The sequence below is a fragment of the Curvibacter sp. GW821-FHT01G03 genome (genome assembly GCF_059422285.1).
Window position 1 is genome coordinate 153968 of record NZ_JBWKWP010000012.1, and the last position, 23485, is coordinate 177452.

20 protein-coding genes are annotated in these 23485 nt (G+C 65.9%); all 20 read left to right on the top strand.

Going from position 1 to position 23485, the window contains the following annotated elements:
• Window positions 1-187 precede the first annotated feature (187 nt).
• The 20 genes from lepB to AC07VS_RS18590 all read left to right on the top strand — a co-directional run bounded on the left by lepB (window position 188) and on the right by AC07VS_RS18590 (window position 23446).
• On the top strand, window positions 188-853 hold the full coding sequence (lepB, locus tag AC07VS_RS18495) for a signal peptidase I (RefSeq protein WP_492348184.1): 666 nt from the start codon (window positions 188-190) through the stop codon (window positions 851-853).
• 58 nt (window positions 854-911) lie between these two features.
• The gene (locus tag AC07VS_RS18500; RefSeq protein WP_494751676.1) at window positions 912-2114 is read left to right on the top strand and encodes a class I SAM-dependent rRNA methyltransferase; all 1203 of its coding nucleotides are present in this window, start codon (window positions 912-914) and stop codon (window positions 2112-2114) included.
• Window positions 2115-2276: 162 nt separating this feature from the next.
• The gene (locus AC07VS_RS18505) at window positions 2277-3335 is read left to right on the top strand and encodes a CobW family GTP-binding protein (protein WP_492348186.1); all 1059 of its coding nucleotides are present in this window, start codon (window positions 2277-2279) and stop codon (window positions 3333-3335) included.
• A 251-nt stretch (window positions 3336-3586) separates the two neighbouring features.
• Window positions 3587-4384 (top strand): RNA polymerase-binding protein DksA, encoded by a 798-nt coding sequence (dksA, locus tag AC07VS_RS18510; protein WP_492348187.1) that lies wholly within the window; start codon window positions 3587-3589, stop codon window positions 4382-4384.
• Window positions 4385-4420: 36 nt separating this feature from the next.
• Window positions 4421-6277, top strand: a complete 1857-nt coding sequence (locus AC07VS_RS18515) for an STAS domain-containing protein (protein ID WP_494751677.1) — start codon at window positions 4421-4423, stop codon at window positions 6275-6277.
• A 101-nt stretch (window positions 6278-6378) separates the two neighbouring features.
• A complete protein-coding gene (gene hslV, locus AC07VS_RS18520; RefSeq protein ID WP_492348189.1) occupies window positions 6379-6927 on the top strand; it encodes an ATP-dependent protease subunit HslV in 549 nt (182 codons plus the stop codon).
• A gap of 56 nt (window positions 6928-6983) precedes the next feature.
• Window positions 6984-8318, top strand: a complete 1335-nt coding sequence (hslU, locus tag AC07VS_RS18525; RefSeq protein WP_492348190.1) for an ATP-dependent protease ATPase subunit HslU — start codon at window positions 6984-6986, stop codon at window positions 8316-8318.
• A gap of 305 nt (window positions 8319-8623) precedes the next feature.
• Window positions 8624-9052 (top strand): division/cell wall cluster transcriptional repressor MraZ, encoded by a 429-nt coding sequence (mraZ, locus tag AC07VS_RS18530; RefSeq protein WP_492348191.1) that lies wholly within the window; start codon window positions 8624-8626, stop codon window positions 9050-9052.
• 9 nt (window positions 9053-9061) lie between these two features.
• Window positions 9062-9988 carry a 16S rRNA (cytosine(1402)-N(4))-methyltransferase RsmH gene (gene rsmH, locus AC07VS_RS18535; protein ID WP_492348192.1) on the top strand — a complete coding sequence of 309 codons (927 nt, stop codon included), beginning with the start codon at window positions 9062-9064 and terminating at the stop codon, window positions 9986-9988.
• Between the two features lie 61 nt (window positions 9989-10049).
• Window positions 10050-10361, top strand: a complete 312-nt coding sequence (gene ftsL / locus AC07VS_RS18540; protein WP_492348193.1) for a cell division protein FtsL — start codon at window positions 10050-10052, stop codon at window positions 10359-10361.
• Window positions 10358-12091 (top strand): peptidoglycan D,D-transpeptidase FtsI family protein, encoded by a 1734-nt coding sequence (locus AC07VS_RS18545; protein WP_492348194.1) that lies wholly within the window; start codon window positions 10358-10360, stop codon window positions 12089-12091. Before ftsL ends, AC07VS_RS18545 begins: the two co-directional genes overlap by 4 nt.
• Window positions 12091-13614, top strand: a complete 1524-nt coding sequence (locus AC07VS_RS18550) for a UDP-N-acetylmuramoyl-L-alanyl-D-glutamate--2,6-diaminopimelate ligase (protein ID WP_494751678.1) — start codon at window positions 12091-12093, stop codon at window positions 13612-13614. The genes AC07VS_RS18545 and AC07VS_RS18550 overlap by 1 nt, the downstream gene beginning before the upstream one ends.
• Before the next feature lie 8 nt (window positions 13615-13622).
• A complete protein-coding gene (locus AC07VS_RS18555) occupies window positions 13623-15041 on the top strand; it encodes a UDP-N-acetylmuramoyl-tripeptide--D-alanyl-D-alanine ligase (RefSeq protein WP_492348196.1) in 1419 nt (472 codons plus the stop codon).
• Between the two features lie 30 nt (window positions 15042-15071).
• Entirely contained in the window at window positions 15072-16250 is a 1179-nt protein-coding gene (gene mraY / locus AC07VS_RS18560; RefSeq protein WP_492348197.1) for a phospho-N-acetylmuramoyl-pentapeptide-transferase, read from the top strand.
• Between the two features lie 3 nt (window positions 16251-16253).
• Window positions 16254-17888, top strand: coding sequence for a UDP-N-acetylmuramoyl-L-alanine--D-glutamate ligase (gene murD, locus AC07VS_RS18565; protein ID WP_494751679.1), 1635 nt, complete (start codon window positions 16254-16256; stop codon window positions 17886-17888).
• The gene (gene ftsW / locus AC07VS_RS18570) at window positions 17885-19159 is read left to right on the top strand and encodes a putative lipid II flippase FtsW (protein WP_492348199.1); all 1275 of its coding nucleotides are present in this window, start codon (window positions 17885-17887) and stop codon (window positions 19157-19159) included. The genes murD and ftsW overlap by 4 nt, the downstream gene beginning before the upstream one ends.
• The gene (murG, locus tag AC07VS_RS18575) at window positions 19156-20220 is read left to right on the top strand and encodes an undecaprenyldiphospho-muramoylpentapeptide beta-N-acetylglucosaminyltransferase (protein ID WP_492348200.1); all 1065 of its coding nucleotides are present in this window, start codon (window positions 19156-19158) and stop codon (window positions 20218-20220) included. Before ftsW ends, murG begins: the two co-directional genes overlap by 4 nt.
• Window positions 20217-21677 carry a UDP-N-acetylmuramate--L-alanine ligase gene (gene murC, locus AC07VS_RS18580; RefSeq protein WP_494656746.1) on the top strand — a complete coding sequence of 487 codons (1461 nt, stop codon included), beginning with the start codon at window positions 20217-20219 and terminating at the stop codon, window positions 21675-21677. Before murG ends, murC begins: the two co-directional genes overlap by 4 nt.
• Window positions 21677-22654 (top strand): D-alanine--D-alanine ligase, encoded by a 978-nt coding sequence (locus AC07VS_RS18585; RefSeq protein ID WP_494751680.1) that lies wholly within the window; start codon window positions 21677-21679, stop codon window positions 22652-22654. Before murC ends, AC07VS_RS18585 begins: the two co-directional genes overlap by 1 nt.
• A 6-nt stretch (window positions 22655-22660) precedes the next feature.
• Window positions 22661-23446: a cell division protein FtsQ/DivIB gene (locus AC07VS_RS18590; protein WP_492348203.1), complete on the top strand. Its 786-nt coding sequence runs from the start codon at window positions 22661-22663 to the stop codon at window positions 23444-23446.
• Window positions 23447-23485: the final 39 nt, after the last annotated feature.

The window sequence follows — 23485 nt, forward strand, 5'->3', positions numbered from 1 at the left end:
GGGGCATTCTGGTCGCCTGCCCCCTGTGTTGACTTGATTCATGTCAAGGGCTGCTGGGGCGCTGGCTTAGCCCAAACTTAAGCGCGCCGCGGCAGGCATGCGGGCCGGCCGCGCGGGCCCCATACTGCGGCTGGGCAGACGAGCGGTCTCTTCCTGGGGACGGTCTGCTGTGAAAGGCAAAAACGCCATGTGGTACTGGCTCCGTTCCAACCGTTCCTTTCTGTTGCTGCTGATCGGCTTTGGCCTGTTCCGCACGGCCGTGGCCGACTGGAACCCCATCCCTTCGGGTTCCATGCGCCCCAGCCTGCTGGAGGGCGATGTGGTGTTGGTCAACCGGCTGGCCTATGACCTCAAGCTGCCCCTGACCGATGTCGTGCTGGCCCACCTGGGCGAGCCGCGGCGCGGCGACGTGGTCACCTTTTCGTCGCCGCAGGACGGCACCCGACTCATCAAGCGCCTGGTGGCCCTGCCCGGCGACGTGGTCGAGATGCGCGATGAAGTGCTGTGGATCAACGGCGAACAGGCCCGCTACGAGCAGGCCGAGGTTTTGAAGGAGCCCTTGCAAGACGGAATGCAGCGGCCAGCCACCCGGCTGACCGAGTCCATCCAGGGACACCAGCGCCGCGTGCAATGGCTGCAGGGGGTGTCGGCCCGCTCCAGCTTCGGCCCGGTCACCGTGCCCCAGGGGCAGTACCTGATGCTGGGTGACAACCGCGACAACAGTGCCGATTCGCGCTACATCGGCTTCGTGCCGAGGGCCTTGCTGATCGGCCAGGCCCGGGGCGTGCTGGTGTCGGCCGACATCCTGGGGCATTGGATGCCGCGCTTCGAGCGCTTTGGGCAACGCCTTTGAGGTGGGTGAAAGGTCGTCTTTTTAGGTTGGGCGGTAAAAGGAAGGACAATTCCGCCCCATGAAAACGATTCGACTGCGCGAAGGCAAGGAGCGCTCGCTGCTGCGCCGCCACCCCTGGATTTTTGACTCGGCCATTGCCAAGGGCGGTGGCGATGCCGGAGAGACCGTGCGCGTCGAGGCCGCCGACGGGCGCTTTCTGGCCTGGGCCGCCTTCAGCCCGGCCTCGAAGATCAAGGCGCGGGTCTGGAGTTTTGACGAGGCCCAGCGCGTCGATGCGGCCTTCATGGGCGCAGCGGTGAAGCGCTCCATCGCGGCGCGCGCCTGGTTCGATGTGCAGAGCAACGGCATCCGCCTGGTGCATGGCGAATCGGATGGCTTGCCGGGCCTGGTGGTGGACCGCTACGACGACACCCTGGTGGCCCAGTTCGGCACCGCCGGCATGGAGCGCTGGAAAGACGTGTTGGCCGACGCCCTGTTGCGCGAAACCGGCCTGAGCAAGCTGTATGAGCGCTCGGATGCCAGTTCGCGTGCGCTGGAGGGCCTGCCCGAGGCCACCGGCTGGCTGCGCGGCGGCACCTTGGCCGATGGCCAGCCAGCCCCCACCGGCATCACGCTGCGTGAGCACGACTGGCAATTGACGCTGGATGTGGCCGAGGGCCACAAGACCGGCTTCTACCTGGACCAGCGCGACAGCCGCCAACGCTTTGCCGAAGTCACCCGCCAGCGTCAGTTCGGCAGCGTGCTGAACTGCTACTGCTACACCGGTGGCTTCACCGTGGCGGCGTTGGCCGGCGGCGCGGCCCATGTCACCTCGATCGATTCTTCGGCGCCGGCCCTGGAGCGGGCCCGGGCCCACGTGGCCTTGAACGGCTTTGCGGCCGAGCGTGCCGAATTTCTCGATGCCGATGTCAATGCTTCGCTGCGCCGTTTCGGGGCCGAGGGGCGCACCTTTGACGCGATCATCCTGGATCCGCCCAAGTTTGCTCCGACCGCGGCCCATGCCGACCGGGCTGCTCGCGCCTACAAGGACATCAACCGGCTGGCGTTCAAGCTGCTGGCGCCCGGGGGCGTGCTGTTCACCTACTCGTGCTCGGGTGGCATCAGTGCCGATCTGTTCCACAAGATCGTGGCCTCGGCCGGCAGCGATGCCGGGGTGGACGGCTACATCACCGAACGCCTGGGCGGTGCCCCGGACCACCCGATGACGATTGCCTTCCCCGAGGGCGAGTACCTCAAGGGCCTGGTGGTGGTGCGGCGCTGAGCCAAGCCCTTGCCCGGCAGGGCTTGAAAACCGGGGCTAAACTCCTCAGATCAGGGGTTTGGCCCGGGTGTTGCATGCGCCCGCCGCGTCCACCCCAAGGCACCCCGCCCGCCGCTGCTGCCGCCCCACTTCTGCCGTCTCTCATTTGCTGAAAGTCTTGTCATGGCCCTCATTCCCGTCACCATCCTCACCGGTTTTCTGGGTTCCGGTAAAACCACCTTGCTCAAGCGCGTGCTCACCGAGGCCCATGGCCAGAAGATCGCCGTGATCGAGAACGAGTTTGGTGAAGAGAACATCGACAACGACATCCTGGTCAGCAACACCGAAGAGCAGATCATCCAGATGAGCAATGGCTGCATCTGCTGCACCATCCGTGAAGACCTGCGCGAGACCCTGCAACTGCTGGCGGCCAAGCGCCGCAAAGGCATGCTCGATTTCGAGCGCATCGTCATCGAGACCACCGGCCTGGCCGACCCGGGCCCGGTGGCCCAGACTTTCTTCATGGACGAAGAGATCGCTGAAACCTACCTGCTCGACTCCATCCTGACCCTGGTGGACGCCAAGCACGCGGCCCAGCAACTCAACGATCGCCAGGAAGCCCGTCGTCAGGTGGGCTTTGCCGACCAGATCTTCATCAGCAAGACCGATCTGGTGGCGCCCGAAGAGGTTGAGGCCCTGAAGCATCGCCTGTCCCACATGAACCCGCGCGCCGCTCAGAAAGCCGTGCATTTTGGTGAGGTGGCGCTCAGCGAGGTGTTCGACCTGCGTGGCTTCAACCTGAACGCCAAGCTCGACATTGATCCGGATTTCCTGAAGGAAGACGATCACGATCACCACCATGATCACCATGACCATGCGCCGGGCGAGGCCTGCAACCACCCCTCGCACCAGCACGGCGGACACGGTCATCACCACCACCATGATGACGATGTGAAAAGTTTTGCCTACAAGGCCGAGCGTCCTTTCGACCCGGCCAAGCTGGAGGACTTCCTGGGCGCGATCGTCAACATCTATGGCCCGCGCATGCTGCGTTACAAGGGTGTGCTCAACATGCAGGGCACCGAGCGCAAGGTGATTTTCCAGGGCGTGCACCAGCTGATGGGCAGCGACCTGGGCCCCCAGTGGGGACCCGACGAAGCCCGCGTCAGCAAGATGGTGTTCATCGGCATCGACCTGCCGCGCGACATCTTTTTGCAGGGGCTGGAGCAGTGTCTGGTCTGATCGAGTGACTCGATCGTCATTCCGTATCAAAAATGCAGCAAATGGGCTTGCCTGAGCAGGCAAAAGCCCTAGACTTGCGTCTTTTTGCGGGGGCGGTGGGTCATGAATGTCTCGATTCTGCAACGGTTGACGGCACGCGGGCGCATCCCTATACAATCGCGCCCCGGTCAAAGAGCGGTCCTGCGCACCGGCTCTTTCAAGCCGGCACGCTGGCTTGAGGCGATGGCGCCGGCCTTGCGAGGAGACAGTCTTTGAAAGCCCCCGCCAGCAAAACCAAGGCGGCAGCACCGGTGGTGGCCAAGACGGCCAGCGCAGTGATGAAGGCAGCGGCCTCTCCGGCAACACCGGATTCGGCCAAGACGGTGACTCGCAAGCCGGCCGATCCAGCGTCAGCCGTGCGTGCCGGGAACGAAGTTCCTGCCCCTGCCGAAGATGGGTCTCCGCAACGCAGTGCGCGCCCATCTTCCAGACTGACCCAATTAACCGTACCATCCATGGCCACGGCTTCAGCCGTGGCGTCCACCGCCGCCAAAGCCAGCTTTCTCAACACCATGCCTACGACAATGAACGCTTCGCCCTCCCTTTCGGCGATCAAGAAAGACCCCAAGCTGGCCAACAACTGGAAGACCAAGTCTGTTGAACAGCTGACGGACGAAGAAGTGCTCGCCATGCCCGACACCGAGTACATGAACGAAAAGCAGACGGCTTTCTTCCGCCTCAAGCTGACCCGCCTCAAGCAGGACATGCTGAACAACGCCGGTGAAACCACCGAGCATCTGCGCGAAGACACCGTGGTGGTGCCCGATCCTGCTGACCGCGCCACCATCGAAGAAGAGCATGCGCTGGAGTTGCGCACCCGCGATCGTGAACGCAAGCTGCTCAAGAAGATCGAGCAGTCGATTGTCCGCATCGACGCTGGCGACTATGGTTACTGCGATGAAACCGGTGAGCCGATTGGCGTGGGCCGCCTGCTGGCCCGTCCTACCGCCACCCTGTCGCTTGAGGCGCAACAGCGCCGCGAGCTCAAGCAGAAGATGTTCGGCGACTGATCCTGCGTTCGCCCTGGCTCTGCAGCTGGCGTCTCCATGACCAAAGAAGATCCTTCCGGCCTCTTGTCCAAGGTGGTGCGCTTTGTCACAAGCCCCACCACCAATTGGGGCGATCTGAACCAGCCGGAGGAAGATCGCGACAGCCAATACAACAAGCAGGCGCTCAAGGAAATGATTGAGCGCAAGCGACGCAACGATTTTGTGCGCCGCCGCGAGTTTGATCAATTGCGCAAGCTGCGCAAGCGTGAAGCCCTCAATCCCCCGGTCGACCCGGCCCGGCCTTCGTTTTTCCAGAGCAGCCTGGCTTCGCGCATCGAAGACCGTGCCGGCACCCTCAAGAAGATCGACGAGATCGAGGCCCAGATGTCGATGCAGTGGTGGCGCGCCAAGCAAGGGCAACCACCGCCCGGCACGCCTGCGGTGTCGCCGAATGCGTTTGCCCCCACCCGCCCGCTGGGGATGGATTCCGCGGCCGCTCCGTTGGCGGCGCAAGCCGCACCTGCAGCGGCCGCTGCCGCTGCAGGCAAGCCGCCGGTGCTGCCCTCCGATGCCATGCCCTTGAGCATGCCGAGTTCGACGGTCAGTCCGTCGATGTTGCGCAACCTCACCACTCAGCCGGGCAGCCTGATGCCCAGCACCGTTCCTGCCGGCACGCGCTGGGATGCCACCCAGCCCGCCACCCATTTCCCGGCCTTCGCACCCACGGCGGTGCAGCCGCAGTCCTCCTCCTCGCCCATCGACTTTGGCGCTACGCAGACCTTCGTGCCCGATTCGCAGGTTTTTGTGCACCTGCCCGAGCTCGAAGAAGCCGCGATACGCTACGCCAACGGCGATGTCGAGGCGGCCGAATCGGCGGTGCTGGAGCTGCTGCGCCAGCCCAGCCTGATCCGGCGCGAGCCCTTGTGGATGGCCTTGTTCGATCTGTACCGCTCCACCGGCCAGCAAGACCGCTTTGACAGCGCGGCCATCGATTTCGCTGGCATCTTCGGCAAGTCCGGTCCTGTGTGGGGCCAATGGTCCGAGGAGCCAGGGCAGCGGCTGCACAGCTTTGACGTGGCTGATCAAGGGCCAGGCTACCAGTGGATCGCTCCACCGGTGCTGACATCCGACGTTGTGCGGGCCCTCAAGGTGGCCCTGGAGCGGGCGGCATCGCCCTGGCTGCTGGATTGGTCGCGCCTGAGCCGCATCGAGCCCTCGGCGGTCGAGCCCCTGGCGGATCTGGTGGCCGACTGGGCCAGCTCGCGGGTGCGCCTGCGCTGGCAAGGCCTGGCCGCGCTGGACGATCTGCTGCGCACACAAACCCCTTCTGGACACGCTGACACCCCTCAGTCCTGGTGGCGCCTGCGCATGGAGTCGCTGCGATTGCTGGGCCGGGCCGAAGAGTTCGAGCTGGTGGCGCTGGATTACTGCGTGACCTACGAGTTGTCGCCACCGTCGTGGCAGGCGCCGTATTGCGAGTGTCTGGTGCTTTCTGGTGACGGTTCTGCCGTGCTGGTTCAGCCACCGTCGCCGGATGTCATGCCCGCCCAGGCTTCGCGCTACCAGACCGAATTTGCCTCGACCGCCCTGGTGGGCGAAATGTCTCAGATGGACACCAGCATGGGGGTGTCTTCGCCGATCTCGGTGGCACTGTCGGGTGAGGTGACCACCGACATCGAGGGGACTTTGCCCGTGCCCTTGCCGGGCTACCAGATTCCCCGCGTGCTGGTGGTCGATTGCGCCCGTCTGGTGCGCATCGACTTTCTGGCGGCAGGCTCGGTGCTCAATTGGGCCGCGGCCCGGCAGGCAGAGGGAACCCAGGTCCAGTTCCTGCACCTGAACCGGCTTGTGGCCGTGTTTTTCAATGTGATCGGCATCAATGAGCATGCCAGGGTGATTCCCCGGCAGGATTGACCCCCCCGTCCCGGCGCCCTGGGCGCTCGGGCTGACCAGCGGCGCGATGAGTGGTTGATGACCCGTTGCAAATCGGCGCTGCGCCCTTATCTCAAGACACTATGGAACAATTTCACGGAACGACCATCCTCAGCGTGCGTCGGCAAACCCCCTCCGGCGTGCTGGTGGCGATTGGTGGCGACGGCCAGGTGACCCTGGGCAACATCGTTGTCAAAGGCACGGCACGCAAAGTGCGCAAGCTGCACCATGGCCGGGTGCTGGCCGGATTTGCGGGCGCCACCGCGGACGCCTTCACCTTGTTCGAGCGCTTCGAGGCCAAGCTGGAAAAGCACCAGGGCCATCTGGTGCGTTCGGCCATCGAACTGACCAAGGAGTGGCGCACCGACCGTGTGCTGCGCCGCCTGGAGGCCATGCTGGCCGTGGCTGACCGGGAGGCCTCGCTCATCATCACCGGCAATGGCGATGTGCTGGAGCCCGAGCAGGGCATCGTGGCCATCGGGTCGGGGGGCTCTTATGCGCACTCGGCTGCGAAGGCCCTGATCGAGAACACCGATCTGCCACCCGAGCAGGTGGTGCGCAAGTCGCTGGCGATTGCTGGCGAGTTGTGCATCTACACCAACATGCACCACACCCTCGAGACCCTCGACTGATTTGCCCGTTTCAGCCGGCCAGCCCCAGGCGCTGGCAGGCTCCCCAGGATCTGCCCATGTCTTCCATGACCCCCCAGGAAATCGTGTCCGAGCTGGACAATCACATCGTCGGTCAGGCCAGTGCCAAGCGTGCGGTTGCCATTGCACTGCGCAACCGCTGGCGTCGTCAGCAGGTGGATGCCAAGCTGCGCCCCGAGATCACCCCCAAGAACATCCTCATGATCGGCCCCACCGGCGTGGGCAAGACCGAGATCGCACGCCGCCTGGCCCGCCTGGCCGATGCCCCCTTCATCAAGGTCGAAGCCACCAAGTTCACCGAGGTGGGTTATGTGGGCAAGGATGTCGACTCCATCATCCGCGACCTGGCCGAGGTGGCGGTCAAGCAGGCCCGCGAAACGGCCAAGCGCCAGGTGCGTACCCGGGCCGAAGACGCGGCCGAAGACCGCATCCTCGACATCCTCATTCCGCCGGCCCGCCCAGTCTTTGGCAGCGAAGCGACCGAGCCCGCACCGGACGGTGCCGCCCGCCAGGCCTTTCGCAAAAAGCTGCGTGAAGGCCAACTCGACGACCGCGAGATCGAGATCGATCTGGCCGACAACAAACAGCCCCTGGAGATCATGGGCCCCGCCGGCATGGAGGAAATGACCGAGCAACTGCGCGGCATGTTCAGTCAGATGGGGCAGGGCAAGCGCAAGACGCGCAAACTGCGCATCGCCGATGCACTGCGCCAGTTGGTTGACGAAGAGGCGGCCAAGCTGGTCAACGAAGAGGAAATCCGGGCCCAGGCACTCAGCCATGCCGAGCAAAGCGGCATCGTCTTCATCGATGAAATCGACAAGGTCACCTCGCGCAGCGAAGGCAGTGGCGCCGAGGTGTCGCGCCAGGGCGTTCAGCGCGACCTGCTGCCGCTGGTGGAGGGCACGGCCGTGTCCACCAAATACGGCATCATCAAGACCGACCACATCCTGTTCATTGCCTCGGGCGCTTTCCACCTGAGCAAGCCCAGCGACCTGATCCCCGAATTGCAGGGGCGTTTTCCGATCCGGGTCGAGCTGCAGTCGCTGTCGGTCGAAGACTTCGAGGCCATCCTGGTTCAGACCCATGCCTCCCTGGTCAAGCAGTACCAGGCCCTGCTGGCCACCGAAGGCGTCACCCTGGAGTTCACCCCCGAAGGCATCACCCGCCTGGCTCACACGGCCTTCCAGGTCAATGAACGCACCGAAAACATCGGCGCCCGCCGCCTGTCCACCGTCATGGAGCGCCTGCTCGACGAAGTGAGCTTCGACGCTGCCCGGCTGCAGGGCCAGACCGTGCGCATCGATGCCGATTTTGTCGATGCGCGCCTGGCTGAATTGAGCCAGGACGAGGATTTGTCGCGTTACATCCTCTGACAATCTGAGCCCCCTGCCCAGGCGGCCCAACCAGGGCCGCCTGGGCGCGTTTGCGCTTCACTGGAGCTTCACAGTTCACTTTCAGAGCCTGAGCTAAGTGCTTCACCTGGAAGGATTTTTGACTGAGCGTGACTTTCGGTTTGGTCTCTAAGTCCTTGATTTCATTACAAAAAATTGTGGCAAGTCCTCTTGCGGCGTGAGCATTTCCTGCTACAGTGGAAAAAAGTGCAATTAAGTGGTGAAAAGTGCCTTCAAAAGCTGTTTTCGCCACTTCTGCACCGGAAATCAACCTGGGGTGTGCTGTCGTGTTTCAAGGGGCTTCGTCTCTGAGTCTGGATGCGAAGGGCCGGCTTTCTGTGCCGACCCGGCATCGTGACGTCCTGAGCGCGACCGCTGCTGGCCAACTGACCATCACCAAGCACCCTCATGGCTGCCTGATGATTTTTCCGCGCCCTGAATGGGAGAAATTCCGCGAGCGTGTGGCCGAGTTGCCGATGTCCGCCCAGTGGTGGAAGCGCATCTTTCTGGGCAACGCCATGGACGTCGAGATGGATGGAACCGGCCGTGTGCTGGTTTCGCCTGAGCTGCGTCAGGCTGCCGGCATCGCCAAAGACACCATGCTGCTGGGCATGGGCAATCACTTCGAGCTCTGGGACAAGGCGACCTACGACGAGCAGGAAGCCAAGGCCATGCAGGGCGACATGCCCGAGGTCTTCAAGGACTTTTCTTTTTGAGGCCCCTCGGTGGACAACCCTTTTCAACACACCACGGTCCTGCTCGACGAGGCGGTCGACGCCTTGCTGGGCAACCCCCCGCCCGACAGCCCGGCCACCTATGTGGACGCCACGTTCGGGCGCGGCGGTCACTCGCGTCTTCTGCTTTCGCGCTTGCGACCGCATGACCGGCTGATCGCATTCGACAAAGACCCCGATGCCATCCAGGAAGCCGCGCGCATCTCCGATGCGCGTTTTTCCATCAGGCACGAGGGTTTCTGCCACCTGGGCGAGCTGCCGGCCGGCAGCGTCCAGGGTGTCCTCATGGATCTGGGCGTGAGCTCACCCCAGATCGACAACCCGCAGCGTGGATTCAGTTTCCGCTTCGATGGCCCGCTGGACATGCGCATGGACACCACGCGCGGCGAGAGCGTGGCCGAGTGGCTGGCCACGGCGGAAGTTCAACAGATTTCGGAGGTGATACGTGACTACGGCGAAGAACGGTTTGCTTTTCCGATTGCAAAGGCGATTGTGGCTCGCCGACAGGAACGGGGCCCAATTTCAACCACCGCCGAGCTGGCCGAGCTCGTGGCTGGCACGGTCAAAACCCGCGAGCCGGGCCAGAACCCTGCAACGCGCACATTTCAGGCTCTTCGGATTTTCATCAACGCCGAGCTTGAAGAGCTGCAACAAGCGCTAGAGGCCTCGCTGTCGGTGCTGGCACCCGGCGGACGACTGGCCGTGATCAGCTTCCACTCGCTGGAAGACCGCATCGTCAAGCAGTTCGTGGCCAAGCATTCCAAAGAGGTGTACGACCGTCGTGCCCCCTTTGCCGCGCCGCAGCCCATGAAGTTCGAGGCGCTGGACCGCATCAAGCCTGGTGAGGCCGAAGTGGCCCGCAACCCGCGCGCACGCAGCGCCATCATGCGGGTGGCCCAACGCACGGAGGTGGCATGAGCGCTTGGCGCCAGCCCGTCGTCACCTTGGCTGCAGCCCTTGGCTGTGGGGGGCTGCGCGCGTGACCCGTCTCAACCTGGTCCTGCTGGTGGCCATCGTGCTCAGCGCGCTGTACCTGGTGCACAACCAGTATGAGTCGCGTCGCCTGTTCATGGCGCTGGACCGGGCCCAGGCCGAGGCGCGCAAGATCGAACTCGAGAACGACCGCCTGCAAGTCGAGAAGCGTGCCCAGGCCACGCCCTCGCGCATCGAGCGACTGGCCCGCACGCAGCTGCAGATGCGCAATGCCACGCCGTCAATCACCCAATACGTCCAGTACAGTGGCGGCCCCCAGGCCGACGCCCAGGGCGACGCTGCCAAGGGCAAGCCATGAGCCGCAGCGTGCTCTATACCTCCAGCCCCTTGCTGGCCAGCAAGACCCCGGTCTGGCGCAGCAAGTTCATCGTGGCCGTGGTGGCGCTCGGTTTTCTGGGTCTGGCGGCCCGCGCCGCCTACATCCAGGTGGTGGCCAACGCCTTCTTCCAACGTCAAGGCGAGGTTCGCTTTGCGCGCACGCTCGAACTGCCGGCCAGCCGTGGTCGCATCCTGGACCGCAATGGCCTGATCCTGGCCTCCAGCGTGCCGGCGCCCAGCCTGTGGGCCATTCCTGAAGACGTGGACCGCGACCCGGTCAAGCTGCGTGAACTGGCCCGCCTGATCGAGATGCCTCTGGCCGAGCTCAACAAGAAACTCGAAAACGAAGACAAGTCTTTTGTCTGGATCAAGCGCCAGGTCGATGAACCCGTGGCGCGCAAGGTGGCCGAACTCGGCATCAAGGGCATCTACCAGCGCAAGGAATACAAGCGCCAGTACCCCGAGGGCGAAAGCGCCGCCCACGTGGTCGGCTTCACCAATGTCGAAGACCAGGGTCAGGAAGGCATCGAGCTGGCCTTCAACAAAGACCTGGGCGGCAAGCCCGGTTCACGCCGCGTGATCAAGGACCGCCTCGGCCGCGTGGTGGAAGACGTGGGCGAGCAGATCCCCCCGATGGATGGCCGTGACATCGAACTCAGCATCGACAGCAAGGTGCAATTCTTTGCCTACCAACGCCTGCGCGAGGCCGTGATCGCGAACAAGGCCAGGGCAGGCAGTGTTGTCGTCATCGACTCCAGCACCGGTGAAGTGCTGGCCCTGGCCAACTACCCCAGCTACCAACCCGACAAGCGCCAGAACCTGAGCGGCGAGCAACTGCGCAACCGCGCCCTGACCGACACCTTCGAGCCTGGCTCGACCATGAAGCCCATCACCGTGGGCATGGCCCTGGAGGCAGGTCGCATCACGCCCCAGACCATCATCGACACCACCCCGGGCCGCCTCACCATCACCGGCTCGACCATCACCGACACCCACAATTACGGCGTGCTCACGGTCGAGGGGGTGATCCAGAAGTCGAGCAACGTGGGCGCCACCAAGATCGCCCAGCGCATGAGCCCGCACGAGATGTGGGACACCTACTCGGCACTCGGCTTCGGCCAGAAGCCTCAGATTTCCTTCCCCGGCGCCGTGTCGGGCCGGGTGCGTCCCTACAAGAGCTGGCGCCCGATCGAACAGGCCACCATGTCCTACGGCTACGGCCTGTCGGCTTCGCTGTTCCAGATGGTGCGTTCCTACACCGCGTTTGCGCATGACGGCGAGATCATTCCGGCCACCATCCTCAAGAGCGACAGCCGCGCCAGCGGCGTCAAGGTGTTCTCGCCCCAGACCGCCACCGCCGTGCGCAAGATGCTGCAGATGGCGGCCGGCCCGGGCGGCACCGGCATGAAGGCCCAGACCGTGGGCTACTCGGTTGGGGGCAAGTCGGGCACGGCACACAAGCAGGTCGGCAAGGGTTACGCCAGCAACAAATACCGTTCGTGGTTCACGGGCATGGCACCCATCGACAAGCCCCGCATCATCGTGGGTGTGATGGTCGACGAGCCCAGTGCCGGCCAATACTACGGTGGCACCGTGGCCGCCCCGGTGTTCAGCGAGGTGGTCCAGCAGACCTTGCGCATGATGGGCGTGCAGCCCGACCTGTCGGTCAAGCCCCAGGTGGTGGCGCAGGAAGTCGAGGAGTCCTTCTGATGCTGAAGCCTCTCCAAAGCCCTGCCGAGCTGGTGGCCTGGCTGCGAGCCAAGGGCGCGACCGATATCGTGCCCGACAGCCGTCAACTCGCCCCGGGGGCAGCCTTCATCGCCTGGCCCGGTGCGGCCACCGACGGGCGCCGTTATGTGCGTGCGGCCCTGGCCCAGGGTGCGGTGGCCTGCGTGGTTGAAGACAGCGGTCTGGAGGCCCTGGCCGACTGGCCGCTTGACGCGCCCGTGGCTCGTTTCGAAGGCCTCAAGGCGGCCACCGGCCCCCTCGCCGCCCAGTGGTTTGAGCACCCCAGCGAACAACTCGATTTGCTGGCCATCACCGGCACCAACGGCAAGACCTCCACCGCCTGGTGGCTGGCCCAGGCCCTGTCCAACCTGCCCGCCGGCCTGGCCCGACCCTGCGCCATGGTTGGCACGCTGGGGACCGGCCGGGTGCCGGTCCCCGGCGCGGCCGATCCGCTGGCACACATCAGCGGCACCGGCATGACCACCCCTGACCCGGTGTTGCTGCAGCGTCAGTTGCGCAGCTTCGTGAGCCAGGGCTTGAAGGCCTGCGCGATCGAGGCCTCGTCCATCGGCCTGGCCGAGCACCGACTCGATGGCTGCCGCGTGAGTGTGGCCTTGTTCACCAACTTCACCCAGGACCACCTCGACTACCACGGCAGTATGGCGGCCTACTGGCAGGCCAAAGCGGCGTTGTTCAACTGGCCGGGATTGCGGGCCGCCGTGGTCAACGTGGACGATCCCCAGGGCGCCGCCCTGGCTGAGCGCCTGAAGGCCGGCCACCTCGAACTCTGGACCGTTTCCCTGCAAGGGGCGGCCCGCCTGAGCGCCAGCGGCCTGCGCCTTGGCGCACGCGGGCTCAGCTTCGAGATCCATGAGGGCGAGCACACGCACACCCTGCACACCGCGCTGATCGGTGCCTACAACGTCAGCAATCTGCTCGGCGTCATCGCTGCCCAACGGGCCCTGGGCGTGCCGCTGGACGCCGCCGTGGCGGTCTGCCAGACCCTGCTGCCGGTGCCTGGCCGCATGGACTGCCGGGGTGGCGATGGCCAAGCCCTGGTGGTGGTCGACTACGCACACACCCCCGATGCGCTCGAAAAAGCCTTGCAGGCCCTGCGCCCGGCAGCCACCGAACGCGGTGGGCGCCTCTGGTGCGTGTTTGGTTGCGGGGGTGACCGTGACCCGATCAAGCGCCCGATGATGGCGGCGGTGGCCGAGAAAGAGGCCGACATGGTCATGGTGACCAGCGACAACCCGCGCTTCGAAAAGCCAGAGCTCATCATCAGCCAGATCCTGCTGGGCCTGAGCCATCGCCACTGCGTGGAGGTGCAGGTGGACCGGGCGGCCGCCATCCGCGAGGTGTTGGCCCAGGCCGCCCCAGCCGATGTCGTGCTGGTGGCCGGCAAGGGCCACGAGGCTTACCAGGAGATCGAAGGCGTGCGCCAGCCGTTCTCCGACCAGAAGATCATTGAAGAGGCCCTGCGCCACAACGGAGAAGGCCTTTGACGACCTGCATGCTCACCCTGGCTGAAGTGGCCGCCGCCTTGCCTGGCGCGCGCCTGCTGGGCCAGCCCGACACCCCTTTGCTGCGGGTGCACACCGATACCCGCAGCCTGCAGGCTGGCGATCTGTTCGTGGCCCTGCGCGGCGAGCGTTTCGACGCCCACGACTTCATGCCCCAGGCCGCCGCGGCCGGCGCCCGCGCGATCCTGGCTGAACGCGGCCTGAGCGAGGCCGGCCTGAGCGGCGTCGAAGTGGCAGACAGCCGACTGGCCCTGGGTACCCTGGCCGCAGCCTGGCGCCGGCGCTTCACGGGCCCGCTGATCGCGGTCACCGGCAGCAATGGCAAGACCACCACCACCCAGATGCTGGCTTCGGTGCTGCGCGCCCATTGGGGCGAGGCCGCGCTGGCCACGGCCGGCAATTTCAACAACGACATCGGCGTGCCGCTGACCCTGTTGCGCCTGCGCCCCGAACACCGGGCGGCCGTGGTCGAGCTGGGCATGAACCACCCCGGCGAGATCGCCTACCTGGCCCCGCTGGCCGCGCCCACCGTGGCGTTGGTCAACAACGCCCAACGCGAGCACCAGGAGTTCATGGGCACGGTCGAAGCCGTGGCCCTCGAAAATGGTCAGGTGCTGACCCAGTTGATGCCCGGCGGCGTGGCGGTGTTCCCGGCGGACGAGCCCTATGCCGGCTTGTGGGCCGATCTGGCCGGGCCGACAGCCCGGCTGCTGCGCTTCTCGGCCACCGAGGGCGTGGCCGCCGAAGTCACGCTGCGCGCGGCCCGCTGGACCGGCGCGGCCTGGGCCGTGCAGGTGCACAGCCCGGCGGGCGAACTCAACTACACCCTGGCCCTGGCCGGCCTGCACAACGTGCGCAACTCGCTGGCCACCGTGGCCTGTGCCCTGGGCGCCGGCGTGCCGGTGGCGGCCATCGAACAAGGCATTGCCGCCTTCACCCCGGTGAAGGGGCGCTCGCGCGCCTGGCAGGCCTTGTTGGGTGAGGGCGCTTCCGCCCACCCGCTGACGGTGGTGGACGACACCTACAACGCCAACCCCGATTCGGTGCGCGCGGCCATCGATGTGCTGATCAGCCTGCCTGCGCCGCGCCTGCTGGTGCTGGGCGACTTCGGCGAGGTGGGCGAGCAGGGCCCGGCCTTCCATGCCGAGGTGGGCGCCTATGCCCGTGAGCGCGGCATCGATCAGGTGCTGACCTTGGGCGAACTGACCGCCGAAACCACCCGTGCCTATGCGGGTGGCCGGCATTTCACCGATTTCGACGCCTTGCGCGACGAGGTGCTGGCGGCCTTGCCGACCTGTGCCTCGGTGCTGGTGAAGGGGTCTCGTTTCATGAAGATGGAGCGCGTGATTGCGGCGATCGAAGCCGCCACCCGCCCCGCTCAGGAGGTGTCCCATGCACCGCTGCCCTGAGACTGTGTTTGTATTTGAGGAGAAGCAACCATGCTGCTGAGTCTTGCCCAATGGTTGCAGACGCTGTCGCCCGAGTTCGGATTTTTCCGGGTGTTCCAGTACCTGACCTTTCGCGCCGTCATGGGCGCCACCACGGCCTTGCTGATCGGCCTGCTGGCCGGCCCGGCCGTGATCCGCCGCCTGCGCGCCCTCAAGATCGGCCAGCCGATCCGCGGTTACGCCATGGAAAGCCACCTCAGCAAAAGCGGCACCCCCACCATGGGCGGTGTGCTGATCCTGCTGTCGATCGCCATCTCCACGCTGCTGTGGTCGGACCTGAGCAACCGTTTCGTCTGGATCGTGCTGCTGGTCACCCTGGGCTTCGGCGCCATCGGCTGGGTGGACGACTGGCGCAAGGTGGTCAACAAAGACCCCGAGGGCATGCGCTCGCGTGAAAAGTATTTCTGGCAATCCGTGATCGGCCTGCTGGCGGCGCTTTACCTGGTGTTCAGCATCTCCGAGGTGTCCAACCTGCGCGTGTTCGAGCTGTTCATCACCTGGGTGCGTTCTGGCTTTGACGTCAACCTGCCGCCCAAGGCCGGTCTGCTGCTGCCCTTCTTCAAAGAGGTCAGCTACCCGCTGGGGGTGTTCGGCTTCGTGATCCTGACCTACCTGGTGATCGTGGGATCGAGCAACGCGGTCAACCTGACCGATGGCCTGGATGGCCTGGCCATCATGCCGGTGGTGATGGTGGGCTCGTCGCTCGGCGTGTTTGCCTATGTCACCGGCAGCGCTGTCTACAGCAAGTACCTGCTGTTCCCGCACATCCCGGGTTCGGGCGAATTGCTGATTTTCTGCTCGGCCATGGCCGGCGCCGGCCTGGCCTTTCTGTGGTTCAACACCCACCCGGCCCAGGTCTTCATGGGCGACGTCGGGGCCCTGGCCCTGGGCGGTGCCCTGGGCACCATCGCCATCATCGTGCGCCAGGAAGTGGTGCTGGCCATCATGGGCGGCATCTTCGTGGTCGAGGCCTTGTCGGTGATGCTGCAGGTGAGCTGGTTCAAGTACACCAAGCGCAAGTACGGTGAGGGTCGGCGCCTGCTCAAGATGGCGCCGCTGCACCACCATTTCGAGAAAAGCGGCTGGAAAGAGACCCAGGTCGTGGTCCGCTTCTGGATCATCACCATGCTGTTGTGCCTGCTGGGCCTGACCACCCTGAAGCTGAGGTAAGCCGTGAGCCCGTCCTCCCTGCAAGATCAGCCTGTCCTCATCCTGGGCCTGGGGGCTTCCGGCCTGGCGATGGCGCGCTGGTGCGCGCGCCAGGGCGCCCGGGTGACGGTGGCCGACAGCCGTGAGCAGCCGCCGCAACTGGCCGCGCTGCAGGCCGAATGGCCCCAGGTCCGCTTTGTCGGTGGCCCCTTCAGTGCCGCCCTGGTCGAGGGCAGCGATGTGCGTGCCGTGTTCCGCTCGCCCGGCCTGTCGCCTGCTGCGGTGGCGGTGGTGTGTGATCCGGCGCGTGCTGCGGGCCTGTGGGTGGGGGGCGAACTGAGCCTGTTCAACCACGCACTGGCCCAACTGGCCAAGGTGGACGAAGCCCCGGCCGACGTGCCTTCCGACACCGACACCGACACCGAGCCTGCTTCTGAAGCCCTGCCCGAGGCCGCCGCCGAGCCCGAGCCACCGGTCCGTGCGGCCCAGGGCTACGCTCCGGCCGTGCTGGCCATCACGGGCACCAATGGCAAGACCACCGTCACCTCGCTGACCGGCCAGCTGGTCGAGCGGGCGGGCAAGACCGTCGCGGTGGCTGGCAACATCGGGCCCACCCTGCTCGATACGCTGCAGCAGCACCTGGAGGCCGGCACCTTGCCCCAGGTGTGGGTGCTGGAGCTGTCCAGCTTCCAACTCGACGGCATTTCAGGCTTCGAGCCGACGGCCGCCACCGTGCTCAACGTCACACAAGACCACCTTGACTGGCATGGCAGCCTGCAGGCCTATGCCCAGGCCAAGGCCCGGGTGTTCGGCGAGCGCTCGCTGATGGTGCTCAACCGCGACGACGCGATGGTGATGGCCATGTTGCCGGCCCCGCTGCGGGTGAAGTTGCAAAAGCCCCAGGTCCGGGCCCACGTGACCTTCGGCGCCGGCATGCCGCAGCGCCCGGGCGATTTCGGCATCGAGGTGGTCAATGGCATGGCCTGGCTGGTGCGCGCCCTGGAGGCCGATGAGACCCGCAAGCGCCGCAAGGACGAAGCCGAAGAATTGCACATCCAGCGCCTGATGCCCGCCGATGCCTTGCGCATCCGTGGCCGCCACAACGCCACCAACGCGCTGGCCGCATTGGCCCTGGCCTGCGCGGCAGGGTGTGCGATGGCCCCGATGCTCTATGGCCTGCGCGAATACCTGGGCGAGCCGCACCGGGTCGAGTCGGTGGCCCTGGTGCGCGAGGTCGAGTACTTTGACGACAGCAAGGGCACCAACGTGGGCGCCACCGTGGCGGCCCTGCAGGGCCTGGGCGCCGACCGGCGCCTGGTGGTCATCCTGGGGGGCGACGGCAAGGGGCAAGACTTCTCGCCTCTGGCCGAACCTGTCAGCCGCTTTGCCCGCGCGGTGGTGTTGATCGGCCGTGATGGCCCGCAGATCGGCGCTGCCCTGCAAGACAGCGGCGTGCGTTGCGACACTTGCGCCACCTTGCCCGAGGCCGTGCGCCTCGCAGCCGAACTGGCTCAGCCCGGCGATGCCGTGCTGATGTCGCCGGCCTGCGCCAGCCTCGACATGTTTGACAACTACGCCCACCGGGCCCGCGTGTTCTGCGACACGGTTCAACTGCTGGCCGAAGAGGCGGGCCAGACCCTGGAGGGCGGCTTCGCATGAACACGCGCAACGCCTCCCTCAGCCTGTCGGGCCGGCTTTCGGGCTGGTTCAGCGGCGTCTCCAAAGCCGCTGGCGAGGTGCTGCCCGTGCGCACCTGGTCGGCCGACGAGGGGCGTGGCGAGCCGATGCGCGCCAGCATGCTGGGGGTGGATCAGGCGCTGGTCTGGGTCACGGTGGCCCTGCTGGCCTGGGGCCTGGTGATGGTGTATTCGGCCTCGGTGGCCATGCCCGACAACCCGCGCTTTGCCAACTACACACCGACCTACTTTCTGACCCGCCACGCCTTGTGGCTGGTGATGGGCTTTGTGGCCGCACTGCTGACCTTCCAGGTGCCCATGAAGGTGTGGGAAAAGGCCGCGCCCTGGCTTTTCGTGGTCTCGCTGCTGCTGCTGATCATGGTGCTGATCCCGCACGTGGGCAAGGTGGTGTATGGCGCGCGCCGCTGGATCGGACTGGGCCCGTTGAGCTTTCAGCCCTCTGAGCTGGCCAAGTTCGCGGTGCTGCTCTATGCGGCCGACTACATGGTGCGCAAGATGGAAGTGAAGGAGCGCTTCTTCCAGGCCGTCTGGCCCATGGGGGCCGCCGTGGCCCTGGTGGGGGCCTTGCTGCTGGCCGAGCCCGACATGGGCGCTTTCATGGTGATCGCCGTGATCGCCATGGGCATTCTGTTTCTCGGCGGCGTCAACGCGCGCATGTTCTTCCTGATTGCCGCGGTGCTGGTGGGCGCCTTCGGCCTGATGATTGCCGCCTCACCCTGGCGGCGCGAACGCATCTTTGCCTACCTCGACCCCTGGAGCGAGCACAACGCCCTGGGCAAGGGCTATCAGCTGTCGCACTCGCTGATTGCCATTGGCCGCGGTGAGATCTTTGGCGTCGGTCTGGGCGGCAGTGTCGAGAAACTGCACTGGCTGCCCGAGGCCCACACCGACTTCCTGCTGGCCGTGATCGGCGAAGAATTCGGTCTGGTGGGCGTGTTGTGCGTGATCGGCCTGTTCCTGTGGATGACGCGCCGCATGATGCACATCGGCCGCCAGGCGATCGCCCTCGACCGGGTGTTCCCGGGTCTGGTGGCGCAGGGCGTGGGCATCTGGATGGGGTTCCAGGCCTTCATCAACATGGGCGTGAACCTGGGCGCCTTGCCCACCAAGGGCTTGACCCTGCCGCTGATGAGCTATGGCGGCTCGGCGGTGCTCATGAACCTGGTGACCATCGCAGTGGTGCTGCGCATCGATTACGAGAACAAGGTGATGATGAAGGGAGGCCGCGTATGAGCGCCAAGACCGCCCTCATCATGGCGGGTGGCACCGGTGGCCACATCTTCCCCGGCCTGGCCGTGGCCGAAGCCCTGCGCGAGCGCGGCTGGCGCGTGCACTGGCTGGGCGGGCCCGACAGCATGGAAAGCCGGCTGGTGCCGCCGCGTGGTTTCACCTTCGAGACGGTGGACTTCTCGGGCGTGCGCGGCAAGGGCCTGAAGACCCTGGTCCTGCTGCCCCTGCGCCTGCTCAAGGCCTTCTGGCAAAGCCTGCAGGTGGTACGCCGCGTGCGGCCTGATGTGGTGGTGGGCCTGGGCGGGTACATCACCTTTCCGGCCGGCATGATGGCCGTGCTGCTGGGCAAACCCCTGGTGCTGCACGAGCAGAATTCGGTGGCCGGCATGGCCAACAAGATCCTGGCCGGTGTGGCCGACCGCGTGTTCACCGCCTTCCCGAAAGTGATGGCCAAGGGCCGCTGGGTGGGCAATCCGCTGCGCGCGGGTTTCACCACGCAAGCCAGCCCCGCCGAGCGTTTTGCCGGGCGCAACGGCCCCCTGCGGGTGCTGGTGGTGGGCGGCAGCCTGGGCGCCAAGGCCTTGAACGACACCGTGCCGCAGGCGCTGGCCCTCATCCCCGAGGCCGAGCGCCCACAGGTGATCCACCAAAGCGGCGCCAAGCAGATCGACGCCCTGCGCGAGGCCTACCGCGCCGCCGGCGTGCAGGCCGAGCTCACGCCCTTCATCGACGACACGGCCACCGCCTTTGCCCAGGCCGACCTGATCATCTGCCGCGCTGGCGCCAGCACCGTGACCGAGATCGCGGCCGTGGGCGCCGCAGCGGTGTACGTGCCTTTCCCCCATGCGGTGGACGACCACCAGACCACCAATGCCCGCTTCCTGGTCGAAGCGGGCGGGGGCTGGCTGTTGCCGCAGACCGAACTCACGCCCGAGCACCTGGCCGGGCTGATTCTCCAAACCACCCGCGCCGACCTGCTGGCGCGGGCAGAGCAAGCCAAGAAGATGCAAAAAATTGAAGCCACCACTGAGGTGGTGAGCGCCTGTGAGGAGCTGGCCCGATGAAGCACGCCATCCGTCACATCCATTTCGTGGGCCTCGGCGGGGCCGGCATGAGCGGCATTGCCGAAGTGCTGCACAACCTGGGCTACACCATTTCGGGCTCCGACCTGGCCGACAGCGCCACCCTGCGCCGCCTGCAGGGCCTGGGCATCCGCACCTTCGTGGGTCACGATGCGACCCACCTCGACGAGGTGGACTGCGTGGTCACCTCGACCGCGGTGCAGGCCGACAACCCCGAGGTGCTGAAGGCCCGTGAAAAACGCATTCCGGTGGTGCCGCGCGCCGTCATGCTGGCCGAGTTGATGCGCCTCAAGCGCGGCATCGCGATCGCCGGCACCCACGGCAAGACCACCACCACCAGCCTGGTCACCAGCGTGCTGGCCGAAGCCGGCCTGGACCCCACTTTTGTGATTGGTGGCCGCCTCAACAGCGCCGGCGCCAATGCCAAGCTGGGCAGCGGCGACTACATCGTGGTTGAGGCCGACGAGTCGGATGCCTCGTTCCTGAACCTGCTGCCGGTGATGGCGGTGGTGACCAACATCGATGCCGACCACATGGAGACCTACGGCCACGACTTCAACAAGCTGAAGTCGGCCTTTGTGGATTTCCTGCACCGCATGCCCTTCTACGGCACGGCCATCCTGTGTTCCGACGACCCGGCGATCCGCGAGATCATGCCCCGCGTGCAGTGCCCCATCACCAGCTATGGTTTCGGTGAGGACGCCCAGGTGCGCGCCGTCGATGTGCGCGCCGTGGACGGCCAGATGCATTTCACCGTGCAGCGCCGCAATGGCGTGACCCTGCCGGACCTGCCCGTGGTGCTGAACCTGGCCGGTGAACACAACGTGCTCAATGCCTTGTCGGCCATCGCGGTGGCCGTCGAACTGGGCATTCCAGACGAGGCCCTGCTGCGCGGCCTGGCCCAGTTCAAGGGCGTGGGCCGGCGCTTCCAGCGCTATGGCGAACTGCCCTCGGCTGACGGTGGCCGCTTCACCCTGATCGACGACTACGGCCACCACCCGGTGGAAATGGCGGCCACCCTGGCGGCCGCACGCGGCGCGTTTCCGGGCCGTCGCCTGGTGCTGGCTTTCCAGCCGCACCGCTTCACCCGCACGCGCGACTGCTTCGAGGACTTCATCAAGGTCATCGGCCGCGCTGACGCCGTGCTGCTGACCGAGGTGTATGCCGCCGGCGAGGCCCCCATCGTGGCGGCCGACGGCCGAGCCCTTGCCCGCGCCTTGCGCGTGGCGGGCCAGGTCGAGCCGCTGTTTGTCGACCGGGTTGAAGAACTGCCCCAGGCCATTGCCCGCAACGCCCGCGCCGGCGACGTGGTGATGTGCATGGGTGCGGGCTCCATCGGCGGGGTGCCGGCCAAGGTGGTCGAGTGGCTGCAACAGCAGGCACCTCAGGGTGCCGCGGGTGTGCAGGGTGTGGTGAGCGATGTCGGAGGGCAGGGGTGATGAACATCCAGGCAAATGAATTGGGCAAGGTGGCGGTGCTGCTGGGCGGTACCTCGGCCGAGCGTGAGGTGTCGTTGATGTCGGGCCAGGGCGTGCTGCAGGCCTTGTTGTCGCGTGGTGTGGACGCCCACCCCTTCGATCCGGCGGGGCGCGATCTCAGCGAGCTCAAGAAGCACGGCTTTCAACGCTGCTTCATCGCCTTGCATGGCCGCCACGGCGAAGACGGCACGGTGCAGGGGGCCCTTGAGTTGCTGGGCATCCCGTACACCGGATCGGGTGTGATGGCCTCCAGTGTGGCCATGGACAAGGTCATGACCAAGCGCCTGTGGAGCGCCGAGGGCCTGCCCACGCCGCGTTATGTGTGGCTCTCGCCCGAGCAGCAGACCCGCGAGCTGGTGCGTCAGGTGCCTGATGAGCTGGGCCTGCCCCTGATCATCAAGCCCCCGCGCGAAGGCTCGTCCATCGGCGTGACCAAGGTGCGTGGCTACTCGCAGATGCAGGACGCGGTCACCCTGTCGGCCCGCTACGACCCCGATGTGCTGTGCGAGGAGTTCATCGAGGGCGAAGAGGTGACCTGCCCGGTGCTGGGCACCGGTGCCGAGGCCCGGGCCCTGCCGGTGATCCGCATCGTCGCCCCCGAAGGCGCCTACGACTACCAGAACAAGTACTTCACCGACGACGTGAAGTACCAGTGCCCGAGCGGCCTGCCGCCCGAGGAAGAGGCTGAGATCCAGCGCATCGTGCTGGCCTCGTACCGTGCCCTGGGCTGCCGGGGTTGGGGCCGTGCTGATCTGATGATCCGCGCCAGCGACCGCAAGCCTTTCCTGCTCGAGATGAACACCTCGCCGGGCATGACGGGCCATTCGCTGGTGCCGATGTCGGCCCGTGCCACCGGTCTGAGCTATGAAGACCTGTGCCTGCAGGTGCTGGCCACGGCCACGCTCGACAGCCCCGCTAAACCTCTGGCCGGAGCCTGATGCGCCATGAGTGATCCCCTGGCCGTACCCTTGGACGTCAAGCTGATGAACCTGACCGCTTCGGTCCTGTTCATGGGCTGTGTCGCCCTGGTCGTGGCTGCGGGCGGCTGGTGGGTGCTGCGGCACCCGGCGTTCTCCATCGGCAGCCTGTCGGTGCAGGGCGAATTCACGCACAACAACGCGGTCACGCTGCGTGCCAATGTGGCGCACAAGCTGGTGGGCAATTTCTTCACCGTCGACCTGCGTCAGGTGCGCGAGGCCTTCGAGGGGGTGCCCTGGGTGCGCCATGCGGCGGTGCGGCGCCAGTTCCCCAATCAGTTGCAGATCACCCTCGAAGAGCACGTGCCGGTGGCCTTGTGGGGCCCGGAAAGCGGCTCGGGCATGCTCAACAGCTTCGGCGAGGTGTTCGAAGCCAATGTGGACGATGTGGATCAGGACGACCTGCCGCGCCTGTACGGCCCGGCCGGCCAGTCGGTCGAGGTGCTCGACATGTATGGCCGCCTGCGCCCCATCCTCAAGCAGGTCGAGCTCGACCTGGCTGAACTCGAACTGACCCCGCGCGGGGGCTGGCGTGCCACGCTCGATTCGGGCGCTGCGATCGAGCTGGGCAGTGGCAGCATCAATGAAGTGCTGGCCCGCACGCGCCGTTTTGTGGCCACCCTGACCCAGGTCACCTCGCGCTACGGGCGGCACCCGGGCTCGCTTGAATCGGCCGATCTGCGCCACACCGAAGGCTATGCCCTGCGCTTGCGCGGCGTGACCACGGTCAGCGCCGAACAGCCCAAGAAATAAGAACAAAGAACACCGACCCAACCAACACAGAATAGAACA

Excerpts from the sequence above, each read along its gene's own strand:
- hslV (WP_492348189.1), top strand. The coding sequence starts at position 6,379 with ATGGAACAATTTCACGGAACGACCATCCTCAGCGTGCGTCGGCAAACC.
- AC07VS_RS18590 (WP_492348203.1), top strand. The coding sequence starts at position 22,661 with ATGAGTGATCCCCTGGCCGTACCCTTGGACGTCAAGCTGATGAACCTG.
- AC07VS_RS18585 (WP_494751680.1), top strand. The coding sequence starts at position 21,677 with ATGAACATCCAGGCAAATGAATTGGGCAAGGTGGCGGTGCTGCTGGGC.
- hslU (WP_492348190.1), top strand. The coding sequence starts at position 6,984 with ATGTCTTCCATGACCCCCCAGGAAATCGTGTCCGAGCTGGACAATCAC.
- murG (WP_492348200.1), top strand. The coding sequence starts at position 19,156 with ATGAGCGCCAAGACCGCCCTCATCATGGCGGGTGGCACCGGTGGCCAC.
- lepB (WP_492348184.1), top strand. The coding sequence starts at position 188 with ATGTGGTACTGGCTCCGTTCCAACCGTTCCTTTCTGTTGCTGCTGATC.
- AC07VS_RS18505 (WP_492348186.1), top strand. The coding sequence starts at position 2,277 with ATGGCCCTCATTCCCGTCACCATCCTCACCGGTTTTCTGGGTTCCGGT.
- AC07VS_RS18500 (WP_494751676.1), top strand. The coding sequence starts at position 912 with ATGAAAACGATTCGACTGCGCGAAGGCAAGGAGCGCTCGCTGCTGCGC.
- ftsW (WP_492348199.1), top strand. The coding sequence starts at position 17,885 with ATGAACACGCGCAACGCCTCCCTCAGCCTGTCGGGCCGGCTTTCGGGC.
- AC07VS_RS18550 (WP_494751678.1), top strand. The coding sequence starts at position 12,091 with ATGCTGAAGCCTCTCCAAAGCCCTGCCGAGCTGGTGGCCTGGCTGCGA.
- AC07VS_RS18555 (WP_492348196.1), top strand. The coding sequence starts at position 13,623 with ATGCTCACCCTGGCTGAAGTGGCCGCCGCCTTGCCTGGCGCGCGCCTG.
- mraY (WP_492348197.1), top strand. The coding sequence starts at position 15,072 with ATGCTGCTGAGTCTTGCCCAATGGTTGCAGACGCTGTCGCCCGAGTTC.
- AC07VS_RS18545 (WP_492348194.1), top strand. The coding sequence starts at position 10,358 with ATGAGCCGCAGCGTGCTCTATACCTCCAGCCCCTTGCTGGCCAGCAAG.
- AC07VS_RS18515 (WP_494751677.1), top strand. The coding sequence starts at position 4,421 with ATGACCAAAGAAGATCCTTCCGGCCTCTTGTCCAAGGTGGTGCGCTTT.
- murC (WP_494656746.1), top strand. The coding sequence starts at position 20,217 with ATGAAGCACGCCATCCGTCACATCCATTTCGTGGGCCTCGGCGGGGCC.